Source organism: Micromonospora sp. BQ32, assembly GCF_059358895.1.
In genome coordinates this window covers 21904-45877 of sequence record NZ_JCADBI010000005.1, presented here as the reverse complement: position 1 = coordinate 45877, position 23974 = coordinate 21904, and the positions used below count along the sequence as shown (strand labels likewise).

18 protein-coding genes are annotated in these 23974 nt (G+C 72.5%); 11 read left to right on the top strand and 7 right to left on the bottom strand.

Annotated elements, in window-relative coordinates:
• The first annotated feature begins 273 nt into the window (after window positions 1-273).
• From AC5L30_RS12260 to AC5L30_RS12250, 3 genes are read left to right on the top strand one after another with little or no spacing between them, the layout of a single operon-like run.
• A complete protein-coding gene (locus AC5L30_RS12260) occupies window positions 274-1959 on the top strand; it encodes an AMP-binding protein (protein WP_494867252.1) in 1686 nt (561 codons plus the stop codon).
• A complete protein-coding gene (locus tag AC5L30_RS12255; RefSeq protein ID WP_030490173.1) occupies window positions 1949-2203 on the top strand; it encodes a glutaredoxin family protein in 255 nt (84 codons plus the stop codon). The genes AC5L30_RS12260 and AC5L30_RS12255 overlap by 11 nt, the downstream gene beginning before the upstream one ends.
• A gap of 20 nt (window positions 2204-2223) precedes the next feature.
• Window positions 2224-2886 carry an HAD family hydrolase gene (locus tag AC5L30_RS12250; RefSeq protein WP_494867250.1) on the top strand — a complete coding sequence of 221 codons (663 nt, stop codon included), beginning with the start codon at window positions 2224-2226 and terminating at the stop codon, window positions 2884-2886.
• Here AC5L30_RS12250 and AC5L30_RS12245 read toward each other — a convergent pair.
• Both AC5L30_RS12245 and AC5L30_RS12240 read right to left on the bottom strand, forming a co-directional pair.
• The gene (locus AC5L30_RS12245) at window positions 2867-3520 is read right to left on the bottom strand and encodes a response regulator transcription factor (protein ID WP_030329744.1); all 654 of its coding nucleotides are present in this window, start codon (window positions 3518-3520) and stop codon (window positions 2867-2869) included. The genes AC5L30_RS12250 and AC5L30_RS12245 overlap by 20 nt on opposite strands.
• Before the next feature lie 117 nt (window positions 3521-3637).
• Window positions 3638-4942: a sensor histidine kinase gene (locus AC5L30_RS12240; RefSeq protein ID WP_494867248.1), complete on the bottom strand. Its 1305-nt coding sequence runs from the start codon at window positions 4940-4942 to the stop codon at window positions 3638-3640.
• Between the two features lie 370 nt (window positions 4943-5312).
• Between AC5L30_RS12240 and AC5L30_RS12235 the strand changes: the two genes are divergently transcribed.
• The 6 genes from AC5L30_RS12235 to AC5L30_RS12210 all read left to right on the top strand — a co-directional run bounded on the left by AC5L30_RS12235 (window position 5313) and on the right by AC5L30_RS12210 (window position 12076).
• The gene (locus tag AC5L30_RS12235; RefSeq protein WP_030329747.1) at window positions 5313-6083 is read left to right on the top strand and encodes a redox-sensing transcriptional repressor Rex; all 771 of its coding nucleotides are present in this window, start codon (window positions 5313-5315) and stop codon (window positions 6081-6083) included.
• The gene (locus AC5L30_RS12230) at window positions 6080-7477 is read left to right on the top strand and encodes a glutamyl-tRNA reductase (protein ID WP_494867247.1); all 1398 of its coding nucleotides are present in this window, start codon (window positions 6080-6082) and stop codon (window positions 7475-7477) included. Before AC5L30_RS12235 ends, AC5L30_RS12230 begins: the two co-directional genes overlap by 4 nt.
• The gene (hemC, locus tag AC5L30_RS12225) at window positions 7474-8442 is read left to right on the top strand and encodes a hydroxymethylbilane synthase (RefSeq protein ID WP_494867245.1); all 969 of its coding nucleotides are present in this window, start codon (window positions 7474-7476) and stop codon (window positions 8440-8442) included. Before AC5L30_RS12230 ends, hemC begins: the two co-directional genes overlap by 4 nt.
• Entirely contained in the window at window positions 8439-10019 is a 1581-nt protein-coding gene (locus AC5L30_RS12220; RefSeq protein ID WP_112584249.1) for a bifunctional uroporphyrinogen-III C-methyltransferase/uroporphyrinogen-III synthase, read from the top strand. The genes hemC and AC5L30_RS12220 overlap by 4 nt, the downstream gene beginning before the upstream one ends.
• A 20-nt stretch (window positions 10020-10039) precedes the next feature.
• On the top strand, window positions 10040-11023 hold the full coding sequence (gene hemB, locus AC5L30_RS12215) for a porphobilinogen synthase (protein ID WP_334498500.1): 984 nt from the start codon (window positions 10040-10042) through the stop codon (window positions 11021-11023).
• Window positions 11024-11506: 483 nt separating this feature from the next.
• A complete protein-coding gene (locus AC5L30_RS12210; RefSeq protein ID WP_494867243.1) occupies window positions 11507-12076 on the top strand; it encodes a helix-turn-helix transcriptional regulator in 570 nt (189 codons plus the stop codon).
• A 68-nt stretch (window positions 12077-12144) separates the two neighbouring features.
• On the opposite strand, the gene AC5L30_RS12205 is transcribed toward AC5L30_RS12210, so the two are convergent.
• The 3 genes from AC5L30_RS12205 to AC5L30_RS12195 all read right to left on the bottom strand — a co-directional run bounded on the left by AC5L30_RS12205 (window position 12145) and on the right by AC5L30_RS12195 (window position 18113).
• Complete coding sequence (locus AC5L30_RS12205) at window positions 12145-15423, bottom strand: lamin tail domain-containing protein (RefSeq protein ID WP_494867242.1); 3279 nt, start codon at window positions 15421-15423, stop codon at window positions 12145-12147.
• Window positions 15424-15515: 92 nt separating this feature from the next.
• Window positions 15516-16532 carry a GNAT family N-acetyltransferase gene (locus AC5L30_RS12200; protein WP_494867659.1) on the bottom strand — a complete coding sequence of 339 codons (1017 nt, stop codon included), beginning with the start codon at window positions 16530-16532 and terminating at the stop codon, window positions 15516-15518.
• Between the two features lie 72 nt (window positions 16533-16604).
• Window positions 16605-18113 carry a lytic transglycosylase domain-containing protein gene (locus tag AC5L30_RS12195; RefSeq protein ID WP_494867241.1) on the bottom strand — a complete coding sequence of 503 codons (1509 nt, stop codon included), beginning with the start codon at window positions 18111-18113 and terminating at the stop codon, window positions 16605-16607.
• A gap of 37 nt (window positions 18114-18150) precedes the next feature.
• Here AC5L30_RS12195 and AC5L30_RS12190 point away from each other — a divergent pair, with 37 nt between their 5' ends.
• Both AC5L30_RS12190 and AC5L30_RS12185 read left to right on the top strand, forming a co-directional pair.
• Window positions 18151-18366, top strand: coding sequence for an FmdB family zinc ribbon protein (locus tag AC5L30_RS12190; protein WP_327042027.1), 216 nt, complete (start codon window positions 18151-18153; stop codon window positions 18364-18366).
• Between the two features lie 152 nt (window positions 18367-18518).
• Complete coding sequence (locus AC5L30_RS12185; RefSeq protein WP_494867239.1) at window positions 18519-21365, top strand: ATP-binding protein; 2847 nt, start codon at window positions 18519-18521, stop codon at window positions 21363-21365.
• A gap of 144 nt (window positions 21366-21509) precedes the next feature.
• On the opposite strand, the gene AC5L30_RS12180 is transcribed toward AC5L30_RS12185, so the two are convergent.
• On the bottom strand, window positions 21510-22046 hold the full coding sequence (locus AC5L30_RS12180; protein ID WP_357190242.1) for a phospholipase: 537 nt from the start codon (window positions 22044-22046) through the stop codon (window positions 21510-21512).
• 180 nt (window positions 22047-22226) lie between these two features.
• On the bottom strand, window positions 22227-23888 hold the full coding sequence (locus tag AC5L30_RS12175; protein WP_494867238.1) for a glycoside hydrolase family 10-like protein: 1662 nt from the start codon (window positions 23886-23888) through the stop codon (window positions 22227-22229).
• Window positions 23889-23974: the final 86 nt, after the last annotated feature.

Genomic DNA, 23974 nt, shown 5'->3' with positions numbered 1-23974 from the left:
CGCGTGGCAAGTCCGTTACACAAGGCGGAAGTATTTCCCGCTCCGCCGCACCGGTGGCGGACCGGTTGTCCGTCGTGTGCGATTGACTTTCCGTCGACGCGGTGTTCCAGGATGGATGCCCAGGTGGGAGGCATCCCGCCCGTTCGGCTGACCTGGCGTGCCAGCCGGTCGGACGGGGGTGGCCGAACCACCCGTGGTCAGCGTCGCACGTCCCATCGACAGGACCCGATCGGATCGCCGATGGCACACCGGACAGTCCCGTACATGGGACTGATGCGCTGTCGTCCTCTGAGCGTGGCCGCGACCGTCGGGCGTGGCCCGTCGCCGTCCGCTGTGCCAGACTCGATCACCGTGCAGGACGTCCCGGAAAACCCCGCGCCGAACCTCGCCGACCGGGTCCGCCGGGCGGCTCTCGACCGCGCCGACCGGCCCGCGCTGCACTGGCGTGAGCACACCCTGAGCTGGTCCGAACTGGACGCCGCGGTGGACGCCGCCGCCCGCGGCCTGTCCGCCGCCGCGCCACCCACCGACCCCGGCGGCACGCCGCCACGCGTCGCCATCGCACTGCCCAACACGCCGGACTTCGTGATCACCTGGCTCGGCGCCCTCCGCGCCGGGCTGGTCGCCGTGCCGGTCAACCCCGGCTTCACCGCCCCGGAGCTACGGCACGTGCTGGCCGACTCCGGCGCGTCGGTGCTCATCGCCACCGACCGGGTCCGGGACCTGGTCACCGGCGTGGCCGCCGAACTGCCCGCGCTCGCCTCGGTGTACGGCACGCCACCGACCGCCCAGGCACCCGGACCGGCACCCCGCCCTCCACGAGGCGGCGCCGACCTGGCTGTACTGCTCTACACCTCCGGCACCGAGGGCCGACCCAAGGGAGCGATGCTCTCGCACCAGGCCCTGCTCGCCAACCACGAACAGGTGGCGGAGATCGAGCCGCCGGTGGTCGGGCCGACGGACACCGTCCTGCTCGCGTTGCCGCTGTTCCACGCGTACGGGCTCAACTCGGGGCTCGGCGCGGTCGTGCACCACGGCGCGACCGGCGTGCTGCTCGACGAGCCGGGCCCGACGGCAGGGCTGGACGAGATCGCGCGGCACCGGGTCAGCGTGCTGGTCGGCGTACCGTCGATGTTCCTGACCTGGGCCGGCGCGGCCACCGCCCGGGCGGCGACCGCGTCGGTGCGGGTGGCGGTCTGCGGCGCGGCGCCGCTCGAACCCGCGGTCGCGGCGCGCTTCACCGAGGCCACCGGGCATCAGGTGCACATCGGGTACGGCCTCACCGAGACCGCGCCGGTGCTCACCTCCACCGTGGTCGGCGGCGTGGCCAAGCCGGGTTCGATCGGCCGACCGCTGCCCGGGGTGCGGCTACGCCTGGTCGGCGCCGACGGGGTGGACCTGTGGCGCGACGGGCTGGCCGTCCTCGACGACGACCCGGATGAGCTGGACATCTCCGACGTGGCGCCGGGCACCGACCCGGGGCAGATCGTGGTGTCCGGCCCCAACCTCTTCACCGGCTACTGGCCCGACGGTCGGGGCGGCCCGGACGCCGAAGGTTGGTGGGGCACCGGTGACATCGCGTACGCCGACGAGGACGGCGACCTCTTCCTGGTCGACCGGCTCGGCGAGTTGATCCTGGTCAACGGATTCAACGTCTATCCGCACGAGGTCGAGCTGGTGCTCGCCGGGCACCCCGGGGTGGTCGAGTCGGCCGTACTGGGTGTGCCGCACCCGCGGACCGGCGAGACTGTGCGGGCGTACGTGGTGCCGGTGCGGGGCAGACCGGTGACCGGCGAGGAGTTGCTCGCCCACTGCGCACGGAACCTGGCCCGGTTCAAGTGCCCGACCGCCGTCGAGTTCGTCGACGCCCTGCCGCACTCGGCGATCGGCAAGGTACGCAAGGCCCAACTCCGGTCGGCGACGCCGACCGACCGCACGGAGGTAACCGATGGCCAGTGACGCCCGACTCGCCCTGATCACCCGACCCGGCTGCCACCTGTGCGACGACGCCAAGGCGGCGCTCGACCGGGTGGTGGCGGTCACCGGCGACAAGTGGGTCGAGTGGGACGTCACCGGCGACGAGGGGTTGGAGCGGGAGTACGGGGACCGGCTGCCGGTGGTGATGCTCGACGGCAAGGAGCACGGCTACTGGCGGGTCGAGGAGGACCGGCTGCTGCGGGACCTGACCACGCCGCAGCTCTGAGGAGTGCCTATGGTGCTCTGATGACCCCTGCACCCCCGCACCTCGTCTGGGACTGGAACGGCACCCTGCTCAACGACCTGAGCCTGGTGGTGTCCGCCACCAACGTCGTGTTCGCCAGCCTGGGCGGGCCCACGGTCACCCCGGACGAGCATCGGGTGCGGTTCCGCAGGCCGATCGCCGAGTACTACGCCGAGGTGCTCGGGCAGGCCGTCGACGACGACGAGTTCGGTCGACTGGACAAGATCTTTCACGACGCCTACCGCATTGGGTTGACCACCTGTGAGCTGGCCGCGGACGCGCGTGCCGCGATGGCCGCCTGGCCGGGCAGCCAGAGTCTGCTCTCCATGTGGTTCCACGAGGAGCTGGTCCCGACCGTGCACACCTACGGGCTGACCGGCCACTTCGCCCGGGTCGACGGGCTGCGGGCCACGGTCGGCGGCGGCCGCAAGGCCGAACCGCTCCAGCTGCACCTGGCCGAACTGGGCGTGGACGGCGCCTCGGTGGTGCTGATCGGCGACTCCATCGACGACGCGGACGCGGCGCTCGCGGTGGGCGGCCGTGCCGTGCTCTACACCGGCGGGTTCACCGACCCGGCCCGGCTGCGCGCCTCCGGTCACCCGGTGGCCGACACCCTCACCGACGCGGTGGCCCTGGCCCGGGAGATCAGTTCCGCAGGTAGGTGAGGACGGCCAGCACCCGCCGGTGCTGTTCGGTGTCCGGCGGCAGGGTGAGCTTGGTGAAGATGTTGCGCACGTGCTTCTCCACCGCGCCGTCGCTGACCACCAGGGCTCGCGCGATGGCGGTGTTCGAACGCCCCTCGGCCATCAGGGCGAGCACCTCGCGCTCGCGGGGGGTCAGCTCGCGCAGCGGGTCGTCCCGGCGACGCCGGGCGAAGAGCTGACCGACCACCTCCGGGTCGAGCACCGTGCCGCCGCCCGCCACCCGGCGCAGCGCGTCCAGGAACTCGTCAATCGCGGCAACCCGGTCCTTGAGCAGGTAGCCGATCCCGCCGCCGGCGCCGCCGGTGGTGGCGAGCAGATCATCGGCGTACGAGACCTCGACGTACTGGGAGAGCACCAGGATCGGCGTACGCGGCACCAGCCGGCGGGCCTCCACCGCAGCCCGCAGCCCCTCGTCGGTGTGCGACGGCGGCATCCGGACGTCGACGATCGACACGTCGGGCCGGTGCTCGACCACCGCCTCGACCAGGGCGTCACCGTCCCCGACGGCCGCCACCACCTGGTGCCCGCTCTCAGTCAGTAGCCGGACCAGCCCCTCCCGGAGCAGGACGGCGTCGTCGGCGATCACGATGCGCATGGCTGTGTTGTCTACCACGTCCGGCCCGTCACCCGGGCTCGGAGCGGCGCCGGACCGCTCACAGCATCTTCTTCGTTCGCGACTGCGGGGCTCGCAAACCCGGCTCACTCCTCGCGCTCACAGGGGAAGCTCGGCGCGGATCTCGGTGGGGCCGCCGGTCGGGCTGACCACCATCAGTTCGCCACCGGCGGCCCGGACCCGGTCGGCGATGCCGGCCAACCCGTGCCCCTTCGCCAGGTGCGCGCCGCCCTGCCCGTCGTCGCCGACCCAGACCTGAAGGTGGGTGCCCTGCCGGGCCACGGCCACGGTGGCCTCGGTGGCCCGGCTGTGCTTGGCGACGTTGGTCAGCGCCTCGGACACCACGAAGTACGCGGTGTTCTCCACCGCCGGGTCGAGCCGCCCGGCCGGGGTGCCGAGCTGCGGGTCCACCTGGAGCTCGATCGGGATCAGCCCGCGGCCGGCGAGCGCGGCCAGGGCGCTGGGCAGGCCCCGGTCGACCAGGATCGGCGGCGCGATGCCCCGGGACAGCGCCCGCAGCTCGGCCAGCGTGTCCCGGGTCTGGGTGACCGCCTCGTCGATGGTGCGGCCGGCCGCCTCCGGATCCGAGGCGAGCTGCATCCGGGCCCGGCTGAGGTCCATCGCCAGCCGGACCAGGCGCTGTTGGGGGCCGTCGTGGATGTCACGTTCCAGCCGGCGTAGCGCGGAGGCCTCGGCGGACACGGCGGCCCGCTTCTGCTCCTCCAGCACGGTGATCCGGTCGCGCATCTCGGCCACCCCGGTCAGCATGGCCTTGGCGAAGCTGGCCTGGAGCAGTGCGCAGCCCCGCACCACGATCGGCAGGGTGATCAGGAAGAACACCCCGAGCGCGGTGTACAGGCCGATCCGGGCGGTGGTCGAGTCGCCCAGGCCGAGCAGCTGCGCCAGGTCCTGGTCACCCTCGCCGTCGGCCCGGGGCAGGGCCCAGTCGTACGCCCAGTAGAGCGAGCCGGTGATCGCCGCGGCCCACCAGGCCACCGTCACCACGAAGGTGCCCACCGCCGCGATCAGCCGCAGGATGCCGTGCGCCAGGTCGAGCCAGGACTGGGCGTCCCGCATCGGTACGAAGATCCGCCGCCAGGCGTTCGCGCCCGCCTCGGGCAGCCGGTAGTGCGGCCGGATCCGGGGTTGGTGCAGCACCGCGGGCAGCCGCAGCCGCTCGACGTCGGCCAGCCCACGGGCTGCGTACAGGGTGCCGCTGAGGATCGGCAGGCCGATCACCGTGACCACCAGGCCGATGCCGACCGCGAGGCCGACGATGAGGACGACGAAGCTGGCCACCGCGAGGGGCAGGCCGAGCAGCACGTACCCGGAGTCGACGAAGAGCTGGCGGGGGATGCTCGGTGCCAGCGTCGGTCGGTCGCTGGTGGCGGCAACGGCGGTCATGCTCAAAGGCTAGGCAGCTGGGCTCGGTGTCCCCATCCCGAAACCCCGCCTCTCCTCCGTAGTGCTGCCCCTACCACCGCCGGGACGACCCGGGGCAGGGTCGGCGCGGGATTGGTCAGAGAAGTCGGGATTGAGCAATAATCGCCCGGGCGGCGAGCGGACCAGGCCGTTTAATCGATCTTGTGGAATGGAGGTGCTGGTGGGGTCGCGCCACGCAGCGGCAAGATCGCGATTTGTGCACGTCTTCACAAGCGCCTACGCTGTGACTCCGACGCGCCCTGCTAGCACAGCCGGCAACCTCGGTCGCCAGCGGGAGTCCAGAAACGGCCGACCAGCGGAGTTGGCCGAGGATCGCACCGCACGGAGTCTCATGAGTCAGCACCGTCACCCAGGCGCGCCCGGCCGCGCCGGTGCCGTACCGGCGCTCCCGGATCTGCCCGAGGCGACCGTCGCTCGGCTTCCGGAGTACCTGCGCGCGCTGCACAACCTCGCCGACACCGGGCACGAGACGGTCTCCAGCGAAGGGCTCTCCGCCGCCGCCGGGGTCAACTCCGCCAAGCTCCGCAAGGACCTCTCCCACCTCGGCTCGTACGGCACCCGGGGCGTCGGCTACGACGTCGCGCTGCTGATCGAGCAGATCGAGTATGTGCTCGGGCTCACCCAACGCCGGGCGGTCGCCCTGGTCGGCGTGGGTAATCTCGGTCACGCTCTGGCCGGCTACGACGGCTTCGCCAGCCGGGGCTTCCGGATCGCCGCGCTGCTCGACGCCGACCCCTCCCGGGTCGGTGAGGAGATCAACGGCCTGGTAGTCCGGCATGTCGACGACCTGCCGACGGTCGCCGCGGAGGAATCCCTCGCGATCGGCGTGATCGCCACCCCGGCCGCCGCCGCCCAGCAGGTCGCCGACCAACTGGTCGCCGTCGGCGTGACGAGCATCCTCAACTTTGCGCCGTGCGTACTCTCGGTTCCGGAGGGGGTCGACGTGCGCAAGGTCGACCTCGCCATCGAGCTGCAGATTCTGTCCTTCCACGAGCACCGCAAGGCGTCGCTGACCGCGCTGCCCGCCACCGGCGGGTCCGCTCTCACCGCCCTGCCCGGCGGGTTCGCGGCCACCGACACCCAGGAGGCGATCGGCACGTGAAACTGCTCGTCGTCGGCGCGTCCTACCGGACCGCCCCGGTCGCCACGCTGGAGCAGCTGGCCGTGCCCCCCGCCGACCTGACCCGCACCCTGGACCGCCTGGTCGCCCAGCCGTACGTCGCCGAGGCGGTGATCGTCTCCACCTGCAACCGCGTGGAGGTCTACGCCGCCGTGTCCGGTTTCCACGGTGGGCTCGGTGACGTCTGCGCCGTGCTGGCCGAGCAGGCCGGCAGCTCGCCGACGGCGCTCGCCAGCCACCTGTACGTGCACTACGACACCGCGGCCGTGGACCACGTCTTCCGGGTCGCCACCGGGCTGGACTCGATGGTGGTGGGCGAGGCGCAGATCCTCGGCCAGCTGCGCGACGCGTACCACTGGGCCACCGGCGCCGACTCGGCCGGCCGGCTGCTGCACGAGCTGATGCAGCAGGCGTTGCGGGTCGGCAAGCGGGCCCACGCCGAGACCGGCATCGACCGGGCCGGCCAGAGCGTCGTCACCGCCGCGCTGGAGCTGGCCGCCGGGCACCTCGACGGCGACCTCGTCGGCCACCCGGCCCTGGTGGTCGGCGCCGGCGCGATGGGTTCGCTCGGGGTGGCCACGCTGTCCCGGCTGGGCGCCGGGCCGCTCACCGTCAGCAACCGGGGCGCCGACCGGGCCGTCCGGCTCGCCGAGTCGTACGGGGCGAGTGCCGCGCCGATGACCGAGCTGGCCGACACCCTCTCCACAGTGGACATCGTAGTGGCCGCCACCGCGTCCACCGAACCGGTCCTCACCCGGGCGGTGGTCACCACGGCGCTGGCCGAACGCGACCCGACCCGGGGTCCGCTGGTCCTGCTCGACCTGGCCGTTCCGCGCGACGTCGAGGAGGGAGTCGCCGAACTCCCCGGCGTCGAGGTGATCGACATCGACCGGATGGCGACGCTGCTCGCCGACGGCCCGGCGGCTGCCGACGCCGCAGCCGTCGAACGCATCGTGCTCAGCGAGGTGGAGAGCTTCCTCACCTGGCTACGCGGCGCCGACGTGGCACCAACCGTGGCCGCGCTGCGCGGCCGGGCCGACGACGTGGTCACCGCCGAGCTGCGCCGACTGGCCCAGCGTCGCCCCGACCTCGGCGACGACCTGCGGGCCGAGGTGGCCCGCACGGTGCACCGGGTCGTGCAGCGGCTGCTGCACCAGCCCACCGTCAAGGTCCGCCAGCTGGCCGCGGAGCCCGGCGGCGACCAGTACGCGGCACTGCTGCGCGAGCTGTTCGACCTCGAGGTGCCGCAGACCTCGCCGGTGGACACCGTCCCGGACGTGTTGACCCCTGACCTCGGCATGGCACTCCCCGGCACCGACCCGGTGTCCGGAGCCGACGCCGCCGAACCGACCCCACCCACCGGAGGTGCGCGATGACCGCCCCCCTGCGCCTCGGCACCCGGGGCAGCGCCCTGGCGATGGCCCAGTCCGGCCAGGTCGCCGAGGCGGTGACTGCCGCCACCGGCCGCCCGGTCGAGCTGGTCGAGGTGGTCACCGCGGGCGACCGCTCCAACGCGCCGGTGCACCGGCTGGGCGTCGGGGTGTTCGTCTCCGCACTGCGCGACGCGCTGACCGCCAGGACGATCGACTTCGCGGTGCACTCGTACAAGGATCTGCCCACGGCCGCCGCCGGTGGGCTGCACATCGCGGCGGTGCCGGCCCGGCAGGACCCGCGCGACGCGTTGGTGGCCCGCCACGGCCGGACGCTCGCCGAACTGCCGCCCGGAGCCACCGTGGGCACCGGCGCGTTGCGCCGGATCGCCCAGTTGCACGCCCTCGGCCTGCAACTGGAGGTCACCCCGATCCGCGGCAACGTCGACACCCGCCTGGGGCGGGTGCTCGGCCCCGAGGCCGACCTCGACGCCGTCGTCCTGGCCCGGGCCGGTCTGGCCCGACTCGGCCGGCTCGACGTGATCACCGAGTCGTTGGACCCGATGCTGATGCTGCCCGCGCCCGCTCAGGGTGCGCTGGCCGTGGAGTGCCGGGTCGACGACCAGGACCTGGTCGAGCTGCTCGCGGTGCTCGACCACGCACCGTCGCGTGCCGCGGTCACCGCGGAACGCGCGTTTCTGGCAACCCTGGAGGCCGGGTGCAGCGCACCCGTCGCCGCCTATGCCGAACTCGCCGAAGGCGAGACCGGCGATGAGATCTACCTGCGCGGGGCGGTGATCAGCCCGGACGGCACGCGTGACCTCCGGCTGTCCCGCACCGGAACGCCCGCCGACGCGGCGGAGATCGGTAAGGCACTCGCCGCCGAACTCCTCGACCTCGGCGCCGACTCGATCCTCGGCCACGAAGGACACACCGGCCCGGGGACCCAGCAATTTGGGAGCACAGAATGACCCGCACCCGTAAGCCCGTCGGCCGTATCGCGTTCGTCGGGGCTGGCCCCGGTGACCCGGGCCTGCTGACCCGTCGGGCCCACGACGCCCTGGTCGACGCCGACCAGGTGATCTACGACCGGGGAGTCCCGGAGTCGTTGCTCACCGTCGTTCGCGCCGAGGCCAGGGACGATGCCGAGTTCACCCCGGCCGAGGGCGCGCCGGGGGACGTGGCGAAGGTGCTGATCTCCGCGGCCCGCTCCGGGCTGAACGCGGTGCACCTGGTCGCCGGCGACCCGTTCGGGCACGACTCGGTGGTCAAGGAGGTGCAGGCGGTGGCCCGCACCGCCGCCCACTTCGAGGTGGTGCCCGGCGTCGGCCAGGCCGAGGGTGTGGCCACCTACGCCGGGGTTCCGCTGCCGGGTGTGCGTACGGCCGCCGACGTCGAGGACGTCAGCGCACTGGACTTCGAGGCGCTGGCCACGGCGGTCGGCCGGGGTTCGCTCGCGCTCGCCGTGGACGCCGGTGATCTCGCCGCCGTCCGGGACGGGCTGCTCGCCGCCGGGGTCGACGGCACCACCGGTGTCGGGGTGACCGGCGACGGCACCGGCGAGACCCAGTACACGACCACGTCGACCGTGGACAGCTTCGTGGCCGCCGCGCTCGGCTTCACCGGCCGGGTGGTGCTCACCGTCGGTGTCGGCGTGGGGCAGCGCGACAAGCTGAGCTGGTGGGAGAACCGCCCGCTGTACGGCTGGAAGGTGCTCGTACCCCGGACCAAGGAGCAAGCCGGCGCAATGAGCGCCCGGCTGCGCGCGTACGGGGCGATCCCGTGCGAGGTGCCGACCATCGCGGTCGAGCCGCCGCGCACCCCGGCGCAGATGGAGCGGGCGGTCAAGGGCCTGGTCGACGGTCGGTACGCCTGGGTGATCTTCACGTCGGTGAACGCGGTCCGCGCGGTCTGGGAGAAGTTCGCCGAGCACGGCCTCGACGCCCGGCATTTCGGCGGCGTCAAGATCGCCTGCATCGGTGAGGCCACGGCGGACGCGGTCCGCGCGTTCGGCATCCAGCCGGAGCTGATCCCCGCCGGGGAGCAGTCCTCCGAGGGTCTGCTGGCCGAGTTCTCGCCGCACGACGAGATCCTCGACCCGGTAGGCCGGGTGCTGCTGCCGCGCGCCGACATCGCCACCGAGACGCTCGCCGCCGGGCTCACCGAGCGCGGCTGGGAGGTCGACGACGTGACCGCGTACCGGACGGTGCGGGCCGCGCCGCCGCCCGCCGAGATCCGCGACGCGATCAAGTCGGGCGGCTTCGACGCGGTGCTCTTCACCTCGTCCTCCACCGTGCGCAACCTGGTCGGCATCGCCGGGAAGCCGCACGCCCGGACCGTTGTTGCCGTTATTGGGCCCAAGACGGCGGAGACCGCGACGGAGTTCGGCCTGCGGGTCGACGTGCAGCCGCCGCACGCCTCGGTGCCCGACCTGGTGGAGGCGCTCGCCGCCTACGCCGTCGAGCTGCGCGAGAAGCTGGCCGCCATGCCGGCCAAGCAGCGCCGTGGCTCGAAGGTGCAGGGGCCGACCGCCCTGCGCTTCCGGTAGTCGTTCGAGGAGGCCCTTCCATGTCGTACCCCGAGATCCGGCCCCGCCGGCTGCGCCGCACCCCGGCGGTCCGCCGGTTGGTGTCCGAGACCCGGGTCGACCCGGCCGAGCTGGTCGTGCCGATGTTCGTCAAGGAAGGGCTCACCGAGCCCCGGGCCATTTCGTCGCTCCCGGGGGTGCTCCAGCACTCCCGGGACTCGCTGCGCAAGGCGGCGGTCGAGGCGGTCCAGGCCGGTGTCGGCGGGATCATGCTCTTCGGCGTGCCGGAGCAGCGGGACCCGACCGGCTCCGGCGGCATCGACCCGAACGGCATCCTCAACGTCGCCATCCGCGACGTGGTGGCCGAGGTGGGCGACGCCACGGTGGTGATGAGCGACCTGTGCCTCGACGAGTTCACCTCGCACGGGCACTGTGGGTTGCTCACCCCCGACGGCGAGGTCGACAACGACTCCACCCTGGCCGCGTACGCCGAGATGGCGGTGGCCCAGGCCGCTGCCGGGGTCGGCATGGTCGGGCCGTCCGGAATGATGGACGGCCAGGTCGGCGTGGTACGCCGGGCGCTCGACGCCGCCGGGTACCAGGACGTTTCCGTGCTGGCGTACGCCGTCAAGTACGCCTCCGCCTTCTACGGCCCGTTCCGCGAGGCGGTGGAGTCGGCGCTGGAGGGCGACCGGCGCACCTACCAGCAGGATCCGGCCAATCTGCGGGAGTCGCTGCGCGAGGTCGCGTTGGACGTCGCCGAGGGCGCCGACCTGGTGATGGTCAAGCCGGCGCTGCCCTACCTCGACGTGGTGTCGGCGGTCCGGGCCGCGGTGGACGTCCCGGTCGCCGCCTACCAGGTTTCCGGTGAGTACGCGATGGTCGAGGCGGCCGCCGCGAACGGCTGGATCGACCGGGAGCGGGTGATGCTGGAGACGCTCACCTCGATCAAGCGAGCCGGCGCGCAGGTCATCCTCACCTACTGGGCCGTCGAGGCCGCCGGCCTGCTCCGCCAGCGCTACTGAGCGGCCCGCCTGCGACCATCGGCTGCCGCGCGCCGCTGGTGGCGCGCGCGGTGAAGCGGCACCGGACGTGGCCTTGACGGCTTGACTCCGGGTCTCGTCTGGCGCATTCCTGGCCTCGACGCCGTCTCGTCTGGCGGATTCCTGGCCCCTCGGCGGTCGTCTCGCGGATCCCTGGCCCCGACGCCTCCACGCCTGCCTTTGCTCTGCACCCGCGGACGCGACGGCTACGGACCGTGACCGGTGCATATCGGGGTGCAGAGCAAAGGCAAAGGCAAAGGCAAAGGCAAAGGCAAAGGGTCGGGGGTTGGGTTCCTGCTCCCCTTTGCGGTGATGACGTGCTGCTCGATACCCACGGTTTCGCCGGCCGTGCGGGAGCCACCTTCCCTGCGGTGACGGGCGTCCGGTTGTCCACAGGTCCCGCCGTTGTCCACAGGCCCGGGAAACGGGGCTGCGAGCAACGGAGCGAGCCGGGACGGTGGCGGCATGGACGACTCACCGACACCCCCGGATGCACCCAGCGCCGACAGCTGGATCCGCGACGGTCCGAGCCCCAGCATCGCGCAGCGGAAAGTCATACTCAGCGAGCCCTCCGACACCCCATGGCCGGTCGTTGGCATCGTCCGCGCGATCCGTCGTCACGCCGACCTGAGCCAACGTGAGCTGGCCCAATGGGCGAGGGTGCACCATGCGACCATTGGCCGAATCGAGGCCGGTCGGACTGTTCCGAGCATTGAGCTGCTCCGCCGGATCGTCGGGGCCGTCGGATGTCGGCTGGCCGTCGTCGACGAGTTCGGCCGGGTGCTGAGGCCGATGCGGGACTGGGAAGACACGCGCGACGGTGCGGGGCGCCGCTACCCGTCGCACCTGGACACCATCCTTGACCCGGAGCCGGGGGAGTGGTGGGCGGACATCTACGGGCTGGCTCGCCCGCCCGAGACGTTCTACCGCAATCGGGAGGTCCGGGACGCGATGCGTCGGCGCAGCCAATGGGAGGTGCGGGTAGCCAGGCACCGCGGCGATCCGCCGCCGCCACAGCTCTGGCGGTACCGCTGACGCAGGATGGACGACGGCCCGCCGAACCCCACTGGGGGCGGCGGGCCGTCGTCGACCACCTGCCACGATCAGTCGTCGTTGTTGATCGTTCCGGTCGCAAGTGGGTCGGCCAGCCGCAGGCCGGGCACGCCGGCCACCAACAGCGTCAACTTCTCGTCCGCCTCCCGCTTGCGGTCACCGCGCACCGTCACCGGGAACGCCACCGACGTCTGCCCGGCGGCCAACACCTTGCAGCCGGCGTACGGGTCGAAGTCCGAGCCCGCCTGTGCCGTGAGCCCGACGGTGGCGGCGCAGAGCAGCACCGACTGGGACAGCGGCCGGGACACGGTGGCGCTGAAGGTGAGCTGCTGGGTGCCCTGGTTGCCCTCGGCCACCTTCACGTCGGTAACGGTCAACGACGCACGGGACCGGAACCGGGCCACCTGCGGGTCGTGGTCACTGGAACCCCGTGACCCGTCACCGGCGAACTCCGCCGGCCAGTCGGCGTTGATGTGCGCCGCCCGCACCTGCACCAGGTCGCCGTAGAACGCCTCGTTGACGAAGAGGTGGTCGAGAGTCTGCGCCTGCCCCTCGAAGCTGTACGAGTAGGCGGAGGCCGGCGCGTCCGCGACGAGGTTGTCCCACAGGTTGCGCAGGCCCGCCTCGTAGAGCGGGGCGAGCTGATCCGACGGCGTGGGCTGCTCGCCGGTGGCGATGGGATCGTCCGGGCGGGGGAAGACATTGAGGTCCCCGCCGTAGACGACCCGGGCGGCCTGGTCGGCCGCCTCGATCGCCGTGACGATCGCCGCGCCGTAGCGCGCCTGCTCCCGCCGCTGCCCGACCCGGCTGTCCGGGCCGGAGGAGTAGTGGTTGCTCAGCGCGTACAGGGTGAACCGCTCGGTCGAGTCGGGTGCCGCGGCCACGCTGAACTTGCCCAACTGCGGAGCACGGGTGAAGACGTTGTTTCCGTCCCGACCGGTCGAGGTGTCCACATCCGCCGGCAACACCGCGTTGAGGGCCTTCGGGTTCTGCACGTCCGCGTTGGCCGGCAGCCCCGCAGCCCGGTACTGAACGGTCGGTGCCGAGCCCAGCAGGGGGTCATTCGCCGTCGCGGCCGCCAGCGACACCCGGTCCGTGCGGTACAGGAAGGCGGCGGTGATACCGCGGGCGTCCGCGCCGGTCCGGTCATAGGCGGCGGCGTACGCGGGCCCGCCGGCCGCCGCCACGGTGAGCGCCAGCTCCTGAATGCTGTCCGGAGCGCCATCGGCGTTGTTGGTGTCGCCGCAGCTCAGCGCCGCCCCGGAGACCGTGCAGATGTCCTGGTCCTCGGCCTCCTGCACCAGGATCAGGTCCGGTGCGTGCAGGTCCTTCACGATCTGGTCGGCGAGCGCCGCCAACTGCTCGCGGTATTCCACCTCGCTGCCCGGAACGTAGTCGAACGGCGGGTCGACGCCGACGCAGCCGGCGTTGCCGGCGAAGTCGCAGCCGTCGAACGGGTCGTCGCGGTAGTCGTACAGGTTCTCCACGTTGTAGGTGGCCACGGCCACCTCCTGCGACCGGTCGGCCGGCTTGGGCGGGCTGTTCTTCGACGGGTCGGCCCCGGCAGCGAACTCCGCCCGCTCGACCTGGACGCCGTACTTCTCGAACGAGTAGTAGACCCCGCCCACCGCGTCCGCCCGCAGCGTGTCGAAGGTGTGCGCCGGCGGGAGCAGCGCGGCGCTGTCCCCGGCGGTGGCCTTCACGCCCATGCTGCCGAGCAGCGTCCGCTGGCCGTTGCCGTCGTCGAAGCGGCGGGTCGGGTCGTTGTCCAGCGGGTGTGAATCCCGGAAGACCCGCCGCGAGTACGGGTCGACGCGGTCCAGCAGCGGGTCGTCGCGGTCGACCACCCACAGCTCGGCGTCGGCGGTGGAGGAGAAGACGTCCCGGCCGCTCACCGCGCCGCTGCCCGCGCGTACCCGCATGCGGGAGCCCTCGTGCCGCTCCCAGAAGCGCTGCGCGTCGGTCAGCACGGCCGGCGGCACCGCGTCGGTCACCGCGACCGCGGTGTCCACGGCCAGGCCGCCGCCGATCCGACGGACCAGCGACGCGCCGGAGAGCTGGGTGAAGTTGTAGTACTCCGACACCCGGGCCCGCAGTACGACCTCGTCGCCGACCGTCGGCACGTAACCGCCGATCAGCGAGGTGAACGTGCCCATGAAGACGAAGATGCCGTCGGAGCTGGTCGGGTCGCCGTCGGTGTCACCGACGCGGCTCTGCAGGAAGAACCCGTGCTGCGCCGCCCCGGCCGAGGTGCGGGCCAGGGTCAGCTGGGTGATCACGCCGCGTACGTCGTACAGCGTGCTGCTCGTGCCGTTGCCGCTCGCCGGTGCGAGCGGTGACCGGTCGGTCGGACCGGACTCGGCGTCGGTGGTCGGACCCTGCACCTCGCCGACGGTCAACTCCCGGGTCACCTGCACGGCCAGCGCGCAGCTGGCGTTGCCACCGTCCGCGTCGGTCGCGGTGAGGGTGACGGTGTACGCCCCGGCGGCCAGGTCGGCGCTCACGCCGACCGTGGCGCGGGCGGTGCCGCCCACCCCGTCCGCCGGAGTGAACGTGGTGCGGGTGATCGAGCCGGAGGTCGGGCTCGGGCTGATCGCGGTCACCGCCAGGTCGACGATCGTGTCGTCGGGGTCGGCGGCGGTCACCTCGCGGCTCGCGGCCGTGCCGGCGGCGGTGACCAGCGGCCCACCACAGGTCAGCGTGGCCGGCACGTCGACCGGGCCACCGCCGTCCACGGTGTGCGCGCCCAGCCCGTCGAACGTGTCGACGGGGAAGCCGGCCCACTGGGTGGCCGGGTCGAACGCGTCCGACGGGTCGGTGTCGCCAGCGGTCACGCTCGGCAACCGGCGCACTGTGTTGTCCGCGGTGCTGGTGACGCCGGCGCCCCACTCGGTGCCCGGATCGAGGCCCACCTGGCCGATCGAGTCGAGCACGGTGGTGCCCCGGCGCAGCACTATCGCGTCGTCACCGTTGAAGAGGCTCGCACCGGTGGTCTGGTCGGCCTGGGCGAGGATGGCGGCCCCGGCCGACGCGCTGGCGAACACGAACGCGTCACCGGCCGCCACGCTGCCGGTCAGGGCGATCGTGGTGGCCGTGGTGGAGCCGTTGAAGTAGAGCTGCAACTGGTAGCCGCCGGCCGTCAGGTCGACGGCGGCGCCCGTGCCGTTGAACAGCTCGATCGCCTTGTTGTTCGACGAACCCTCGACGTACTCCGAGATGAACAGGTCGGTGGGCGCGGCGCTGGCCGCGGTGGGTGCGACGCCGAGCGCCGTGACGGTCACGGCGGCGGTGGCGGTCGCGAGCGCGGCGATTGAGCGGCGCGGGCGCATAGGGCCTCCACGATGGGTGGATGGGGGTCAACGCACGTTAAGGTGCGCGGCTGTCCACCGTCCATCCCCTAATGGACAGTTTCGTGAATTCCTCAGCGCGGCGGATCGAGGCGGTGCACCAGCTCAGCGACGTCGACGCTGTATTCGCACCAGTCCCGGTCGGGGCGGTAGCCCAGCTCCGCGTTGACCTTGAGCATCGCCTCGTTGGCCTGCGCGTTCCAGGTCTGCACCTCGATCAGCTCCGGCTCGGCGGAGCGCAGCTCCAGCAGCATCCGGGCCTTGATCGCCCGATCGATGCCGTAACCCCGGTGATCCTGCGCGACGATCGTGTCGTACTGGTCGGCGCGGGTCGGGTGCTGCGCCGGCACCACCACCTCGGTCAGGCCGGCCACCTCGCCGCTCTGCTCGTGCCGGGCGAGCACGATGTACGGCTTCATGCCCCGCCGGTGCAGCGTGTCGAGGCTGTCGCGCAGCCGCTCCGGGTCGTAGGAGCTGGGTCGCAGCTCACCGTCGTCGACGTCGCGCACCTCGGCCTTGGCCCGCGCGTACGCCTCGATCAGGTCGTCCGGCGGCCCGCCCGGGAAGAACTCCAGCTGGTAGCCCGCCCCGATGCCGGTGGCCATCTCGGCCAGCTCGGCCCAGTCGACCGCGCTCAGGTCGAGCACGCTGCGCGTCTCCACGTACTCCCGGTTGAAGCCGAGGGACTCGTAGAAACCGACCGCGGGCGTGTCGCCGACGACCTCGACCCCGATTGACCGGAAGCCCTCCTGGTAGACCCGGCGCGCGGCACGCAGCACCAGGTCACGGCCGAGACCGGTGCGCCGCGCGGACGGGTGCACCAGCACCTCGAGCACCCCGATGTCACCCAGAAGGAGTACGTGCACCTGGCCGACCACCGCGCCCGTGCCGCCCGTGGTGGTCGGCTCGGCCTGGGCGATCCAGGAAATCCGCCGCTCGCCGGGCATCACCTCGGCAAGGTATTCCCGCAGCGAAGTCTCCCGCCAGGGCGGGTCCTGCGGCAGATCGGCCGCCAGGACCGCGTTCAGCGTGGCCAGCAGCGACGCGATCTCGGCGGACGACGCGGTCCTGGGGTCCCACTCGCGCACCATCACCCGTCTAGCTTGCCGCTAACAGAGGCCCGGGGGAAGTGTCCAGTTCTCCAACGTATCGAGACGATCACTTCACAACCGACTGGCCCGTCCGTACCGGTTAGCGGTGTCGTAGACGTCCTGGGCGTACCGCCGTACGTCGTTGTAGGAGAGGATCGCGTTCCACCAGTCGCCCGGAATGCTCAAATTCCGGCCACCCTTGCAGAGGTAGTTTCCCGCTGCCAGGGCGGCGTCGTCCAGGTCGTGCGGGTCCTTGCGGCCGTCGTTGTCGGCGTCCGCGCCGATCTCCTTCCAGGTGGTCGGGATGAACTGCATCGGCCCGATCGCACGGTCGAGGACCCCGTCCCCGTCCAGCTCCCCACGGTCGGTGTCGATGATCCGCATCCGACCCTCCTTGCCGTCCAGCGGCAGCCCGATGATGTTGGGCAGTGCCTTGCCGTCCTGCCCCAACCGCGCGCCGTTGGCCGAGCCGTGTCCCGATTCGACGTGACCGATCGCGGCCAGCGTGGTCCAGCTCAGCGCGCAGCTGCGGTTGTTCTGGGCGAGCACCAGCTCGGCGTAGCCGTACGCCTGCATGGCGACCGCGGGGATGCCGACCTTGGCACCGACCTGCTGCGCCCAGCCGGCCAGGGCGTCCGACGGTCGGCCACCGATCACCGACCCGGTCGGTAGCCCGTTGCCGGGCAACCCGCCGCTGGGCAGTGGGAGGGTGGGCAGCGGCCCGGTGGGCAGGCCGGACGGCGCCGCCGACGGTGCGACCCCGGTCGGTGTGGCCGAGGCGTCGACCGCGACCGGGCGCGGTGCGCGGATCGCGGCCGGGACGAGCAGCGCTCCCGCCGCGGCGGTCGCGGCGACCAGCGCCAGCAGGAAGACGCCGGGCAGGGTCAGCCGACCACTCGGCCGGCGAGCCCAGGCCCGGGTCGCCCGGGCCGCGGCTGCGGCTGCCCGGCGCGGCGGCAGCCGTACCGCGTGCGCGAACTGCACCCGCCGCCGGCGGGCCGGGTCGGACGCCGGCACGGCCGGTAGCTCATCCACAGTGGTCTTCGCCGGATCCGCGGCACCGGTCTTCGCTTCGTCAGCCGGCGTGTCGACGCTCGACGCGCCGGCCGTCTTCGGCGCGGCCGGGCCACTGACGCTGCCCTCCGCCTTCGGGTCCTCGACCTTGGCGGCATCGGCCTTCGTGGCGTCGGCCTTGGCGGCTTCGGCCTTCAGATCCTCGGCCTTGGGTGCCTCGGTTTGGGGGGCGGTCGTCGGGCCAGCGGTCGAGGCGGGCTCGGCCGGGACCTTCGTGCCGGTGGCGTTCGCGTCCACGTCGGACCCGGCGGTGTCGGTCGCGGTGGGCTCGGCCGCCGGCGGAGTCGACGCGGTGACCGGTGGCGTGGTCGACGCGGTGACCGCCGGCGTGCTCGGTGCGTCCGCGGAACGCCCACTCAGCCAGGGGCGGCGGGGGCGGGGCACCTTGCGTACCGGATCGGGCGCGGCCCCCGAGCCTTCGAGCGGCCCGTCCAGCGGCGCGGCCGGTCGTAACGGTTGCACTCGCGTGTCGTCCTCGCCGTCCACCACTCGTCGAGTATCACCCATGCTCCGCCAACCGTCAGATCCACGTACCCTGGGTGGCATGCCCCGGTACGAGTTCCGCTGCCGCGCCTGCGGCGACACCTTCGAGGTCAACCGTTCGATGGCGGCGGCCGGTGAGCCGGCCAGCTGCCCACAGGGACACGCCGACACGGTCAAGCTTCTTTCCGCGGTCGCGGTCACCGGCCGGGGTGGTGCCGCCGGTGGTGCTCCGGCACCCGCCGCCGGTGGCTGCTGCGGCGGTGCCTGCGGCTGCTGATCGGGCCAATTCGCCGCCGCCTGGTGGTCCAGCCTTGCCGGGAGCGGGTCCGAGTGGCACGTTGAGGCGGCACCTGCCCGGCCGTTCTCACGATGCGTGATCGTTCGGACTCAGGCAGCATGAACCCGACGTCACGGGCGGAGGTTCCTCGCATGTCGCCACGGATCCAGCTCCCGAGCGGTTGGGTGACCTTCGTGTTCACCGATATTGAGGGCTCGACGCGGCTGGCCCAGCTGCTCGGCCCGGACTACCGCCCGGTGCTCGCCGAGCATCGACGGCTGCTGCGCCGCACGCTGGCCAGCACAGGTGGCGCGGAACTGCTGACCGAGGGCGACTCGTTCTTCCTGGCCTTCGAGGAAGCGACCGCGGCGATGACCGCGTGCCTGACCGCCCAGCGGGCATTGTCCAGCCACGACTGGCCCACCTCCGAAGCCGCGCCCCGGGTGCGGATGGGCCTGCACACCGGCTATGCCGAGCCACGCGACGGCGAGTACGCCAGCCCGGAGGTGCACCGGGCCGCCCGGGTGGCCGCCGCCGCGCACGGCGGGCAGGTGCTCTGCACGGCGTCCACCGCACGACGGGCCGAGCCGTTGCCGCCGGGTGCGACCCTGCTCGACCTGGGCCTGCACCGCCTGCGCGGCTTCGACGACCGGGAACGACTGTTCCAACTGGTCGCCCCGGGCCTGGAGCGGCAGTTCCCCCGGCCTCGCACCGCCGACGCGGTGGCGCACAACCTGCCCACCCAGGTGACCTCGTTCGTTGGCCGCCAGGCCGAGCGCATCGAGCTGGGTCTGCTGGTGCGACAGCACCGCCTGGTCACCGTGCTGGGCGCGGGCGGCGCGGGCAAGACCCGGCTCGCGGTGGAGTTGGCCAGCGGAGTTGTCGAGGCGTACCCGGACGGGGTCTGGTTCGTCGACATCGCCTCGGTGACCGACCCGGGGCTGGTGGCGTTCGCGATCGCCGCCGTGCTCGGCCTGCGACCCGAGCCCGGCCGGCCGATGCTGGACACCCTCGTCGAGTACGCGGCCAACCGCCGGATGCTGGTCGTACTGGACACCTGCGACACCCAACCGGCCGCCTGCGCGGAGGTGATCGCGCGGTTGTTGTCCGGCGGGAGCGGCGTACGGGTGCTGGCCACCAGTCGTGAGTCGTTCAGCCTGCCCGGCGAGGTGGTGTGGCGAATTCCGCCGCTCTCGGTCGACCCACGCGCGGACGGTGCGGAGAGCGACGCGGTGGCGCTGCTGCTGGACCGTACGGCGGCGGCGCGCGGCGGTCGGCAGCCCGACCCGGCCGAGTCCGCCGACCTGCGCCGAGTCGTGCAGCGGCTGGACGGCCTGCCGCTCGCCATCGAGTTGGCCGCCGCCCGGCTGCGGGTGCTCTCCGTCGGCCAGCTCGCTGAGCGATTGGACGATGTCCTCGGCACCCTGGACGCCGGCCGGGTGGACCCGGATCCGCCGCCGGTGGAGCGGGGTTGGTCCGGCAACCAGCAGGACACCGTGGACCTGGTCGCGGCGGCGGCCGGGGCGTCGCCGCCCACCCCGGCGACCCGGGCGGTGCAGCGCTCGGCCACCGAGCGGCACCTGACCATGCAGGCCACCGTCACCTGGTCGTACCGGACGCTGGGGCCCCGGGCCGCCCGCCTGCTGCGGTGGCTGGCGGTCTTCGCCGGCCCGGTGGATCTGGCGACGGTGGAGTGGCTGCTGGGTGACGATCCGCTGGACCCGCTCTCGGTCCTGGTGGACAAGTCGATGGTGTTGGCCGAGCCGCGTGCCGCCGGCAGCACCTACCGGATGCTCGACCCCATCCGGGCGTACGCGGCGCGGCGGTTGGCCGAGGCGGGTGAGGAGCAGGCTGCTCGGGACCGGCACGTGGCCTGGTCGGCGCACGCGTTGGACCGGGCCCACCTGGGTCAGGACGGCCGGCCGGTGACGTTGTCGTTGTACGCCCTCGATCCACTGGCCGGAGAGCTGCGTGCCGCGCTGCGCTGGTGCGCCACCGGCGGCAGCGCCCGCGCCGGTCTCGGTCTGGCTGGCGGGCTGGACCAGTGGTGGCTGGAGCGGGGTCTGGCCCGGGAGGGGCGGCTGTGGCTGTTCCGGCTGTACGGGCGGATCGCGGAGACGGGGGAGCGGATCCCGGAGGCTGAGCTGGCGGCGGCATACCACATGCACTCGTTGCATGCCAGCGCCGATGGCGAGTTCGCCGAGGAGCTGCGCTACTCCCAGCGGGCGGAGGCGGCGGCCCGGCAGGCCGGCGACGCCGGGTTGCTGGCCCGGGTGCTCGCCGGTCGGGCCGCGCCGCTGGTGGACATGGGGCAGTTCGTCGAGGCCGAGCGGGTGTGCCGGGAGGTCATCGACTGGGCGCACGGGCAGGACGTGGTCGGCGAGGCGCTGTTCGCGGTGTTCAGCCTGGCCGAGCTGCTCTGGCGGCGGGGCGCCCTGGAGGAGGCGGCCGAGCTGCTGGGGGCGGTGCGTCCGGTGGAGGCGGCCCGGCCCGTGGAGCGGGGCCGGCGTTCGGTGGACATGCTGCTCGGGATGGTCGCGTTGGCCCGGGGTGACGTGATCGCCGCGCACGAGCATCTGCTGGTGGCGCTGCGCTCCCGGATGGGCCACGGCTACCACGGCCGGGCGTGCGACACCCTGAACGCGGTCGCGGTGCGCTGCGCGATCGGCGGGGAGCGGTTGACCGCCGCCCGACTGTTCGGGGCCGCGCAGGCCACCCGGGCGAGCATGCGTGCCACCCCGGGTATCTTCGGCGGCTACTGGGCTGAACAGCAGGCGGAGTTGCGCGCGGTGCTGGGTGACGCGGCCTTCGACGACGCGTACGGCGAGGGTGCCGAACTGGGGCTGGACGAGGCCGCGGCGCTGGCACTCGACGTGGAACATCCGGACCTGGCGGCCGACTCGACCCGCTTCAGCACCGGCCTGTCCCAACCGACCCCCCGCCGCCCGGCCGACCCCGACCCCGACCGCCACCCAGCCACCCGAACCGAACGCGCCTAACCCACCCGCCCCCCGCTCCGCCCTTGCCCACCCTTGTTGATCAAGAGATTTCCGTCAGGAAACGCGTTCCCGATGACCGAAACCTCTTGATCAACGCGGGCGGGGGAGGGTGCGAGGGTGGGTGGGGGTGGGGTGGGGTGGGGGTTAGTGGGTTGCGGCGTTGGCTTCGGCTTGGGCCTTCATGCGGGCGGCGCGGTCGATGTCGGCCTGCTGGACGGCCGCTACCGAGCCGAAGATGCTGACCGCCTGGTAGTAGGTCCAGGCCAGGCTGTAGCAGGCCGGCCGGACGACCGAGTTGTACGTGGTGCAGACGCGCTTCAGGTCCTCGTAGAAGGCGCTGTCGAGGCGGGACTTGTTGGCGGAGAACTGGCCGACCGCCTTGTAGTTGCGGTAGCCGAAGTCGTGCCGGTAGCAGCCCAGGTTGAAGGTGAAGCCGAGCGGGTTGTCCGGGCTGGACGAGCAGTAGTCGGTGGACCAGTTGAAGTTGTACTCGGCCCAGGGGGCCCGGTTGACCCGGGCGCTGTTCCACGAGTTGTAGCTGGACGCGCTGGTCTGGGTCCAACTGGACAGCACGGAGAGCCGTTGGGCGGGGGTGACGGCGGCGGCGGGGGAGGCGATGGCGAGGGTGGCGAGCAGCGCTAACGCGCCCGAGGCGAGCAGGGTGGCGAGACGTCGGGGCACGGGTTACCTCCGCGGGGGTGAGCGGGTGGGACGGAAGTTACCGGCGGGTTACCGGATGTCGATGAGTGTCGATCAGCTGATCAACTAGGCGGTATGCGCGTCGCCAACTATTGGTGACATACGTTGAAACAGACGAATGCCCCGGACGCGCGAGGCGTCCGGGGCATCCAGGGAAGCGGGTCAGCGCAGGACGAATGCCGGCGGGCTCGCGGGGCTCTCGTTGGCCGAGCGGTCCAGCGCGGTCAACTGGTAGGTGTAGCGCCGGCCAGGCTCGGCCGAGGTGTCCACCCAGGACTGGGCGCCGCCGGGCGTGGCCCGGACGGTGTCGACCAGGTGCGCGGCGTCGGCCGTGGCGCACCGGCCGGGCAGCGTGGTGCCGTCGAACCGGTAGATCGCGTACGAGGTGGCGGTGCCGAGCGGGCCGACGCCGTCGGCGGGCTGACGCCAGGTGAGCCGGACCCCGTCGGCCTGTCGGGTCGCCTGGCTGACCACCGGGAAGAGCAGCGGCCGGGCCGGCAGGTGCGGCATGGCCGGCACCAGCGCCGGGCGGGAGTAGTGCTCGGCGGCGTAGATGTCGGTGGCGCCGAGCCGGTTGGCCCGCACCTGCACCGCGGAGAAGTGCACGTTGCCCTGCACCTCCGGGTACGACCGGTTGAGCGTCAGGTGATCGGACAGCTCACGCGGGTTCTGCCAGAACGGCCCGTACGCCGGGTCTCCGCTCTTGTAGTCGGCCTGGCCGATGTAGAGCTGCACGCGGGTGCCGCGTACCGTCTCGGCCCACCACGGCACCAGGCGCGCGTAGTCGGCCGCCGGGTACTGGCCGATGTACCAGTAGAGCTGCGGCACCACGTAGTCGATCCACTCCTGCTTGATCCACTTGCGGGTGTCGGCGGAGATGATGTCGTACGACTGGCTGCCGGTGGTGTCCGAGCCGAGCGGGTCGGCGGTCTTGTTACGCCAGATGCCGAACGGGCTGACGCCGAACTTCACCCACGGCTTCGCCGCCTTGATCTTGCCGTTCATCTCCTGGATCAGCAGGTTGATGTTGTCCCGCCGCCAGTCGGCCCGGTCGGTGAAGCCCCGGTTGTGGGCCGCGAAGGTCGCGTCGTCCGGCACCTGGTGGGTGCCGCTGGGGTAGGGGTAGAAGTAGTCGTCGAAGTGAACGCCGTCGATGTCGTACCGCTTGACCGCGTCCATCATGGCGGTCTGGACGAACTCGCGGACCTCCGGGATCCCCGGGTTGTAGTAGAGCCGGCTGCCGGCCACGCCGGCCGGCGGGTAGGCGAAGGTCCAGTCCGGGTGCTGCTGCGCCGGGTGGCCGGGGGCGAGCTGGGCGAGGTCGGCGCCGGCGCCGCCGGGGGCCGGCATGGAGACGCGGTACGGGTTGAACCAGGCGTGGAACTCCAGGTTCCGCTTGTGCGACTCGTCGACCAGGAAGGCCAGTGGGTCCCAGCCCGGGTCCTGGCCGCGTACCCCGGTCAGGTACTCCGACCAGGGCTCGTACGCCGAGGGCCAGAGGGCGTCGGCGGTGGGCCGGACCTGCACCACGACGGCGTTGTGGTGCAGTCGCCCGGCCAGGTCGAGCAGCTCGCGGTACTCGGCCTGCTGGGCCGCGATCCGGTCCGGGTTGGTCTGGGACGCCTTACTGGGCCAGTCGATGTTGACCACCGACGAGATCCACATGGCCCGGAACTGCCGCTTCGGGGTGGCCGGGTCGACGGCGCAGGTGGCGGTGCTGGTGGTGTCGGCCGCGCCGGGCGCGGCGCTCGCGGGGGTGACGGTGACGAACGTGCCGAGCAGGGCTGCGACCAGCCCGGCGACTCCGAGTCGGGTGGCTTTCATGCGGTCTGTCCCTTCGTTGGGGCTCCCGGGTGTTTCGCGCGATGCGCGGCAAGATTCGCCGCTGATGTCCGCGTTACTGGTAGGAA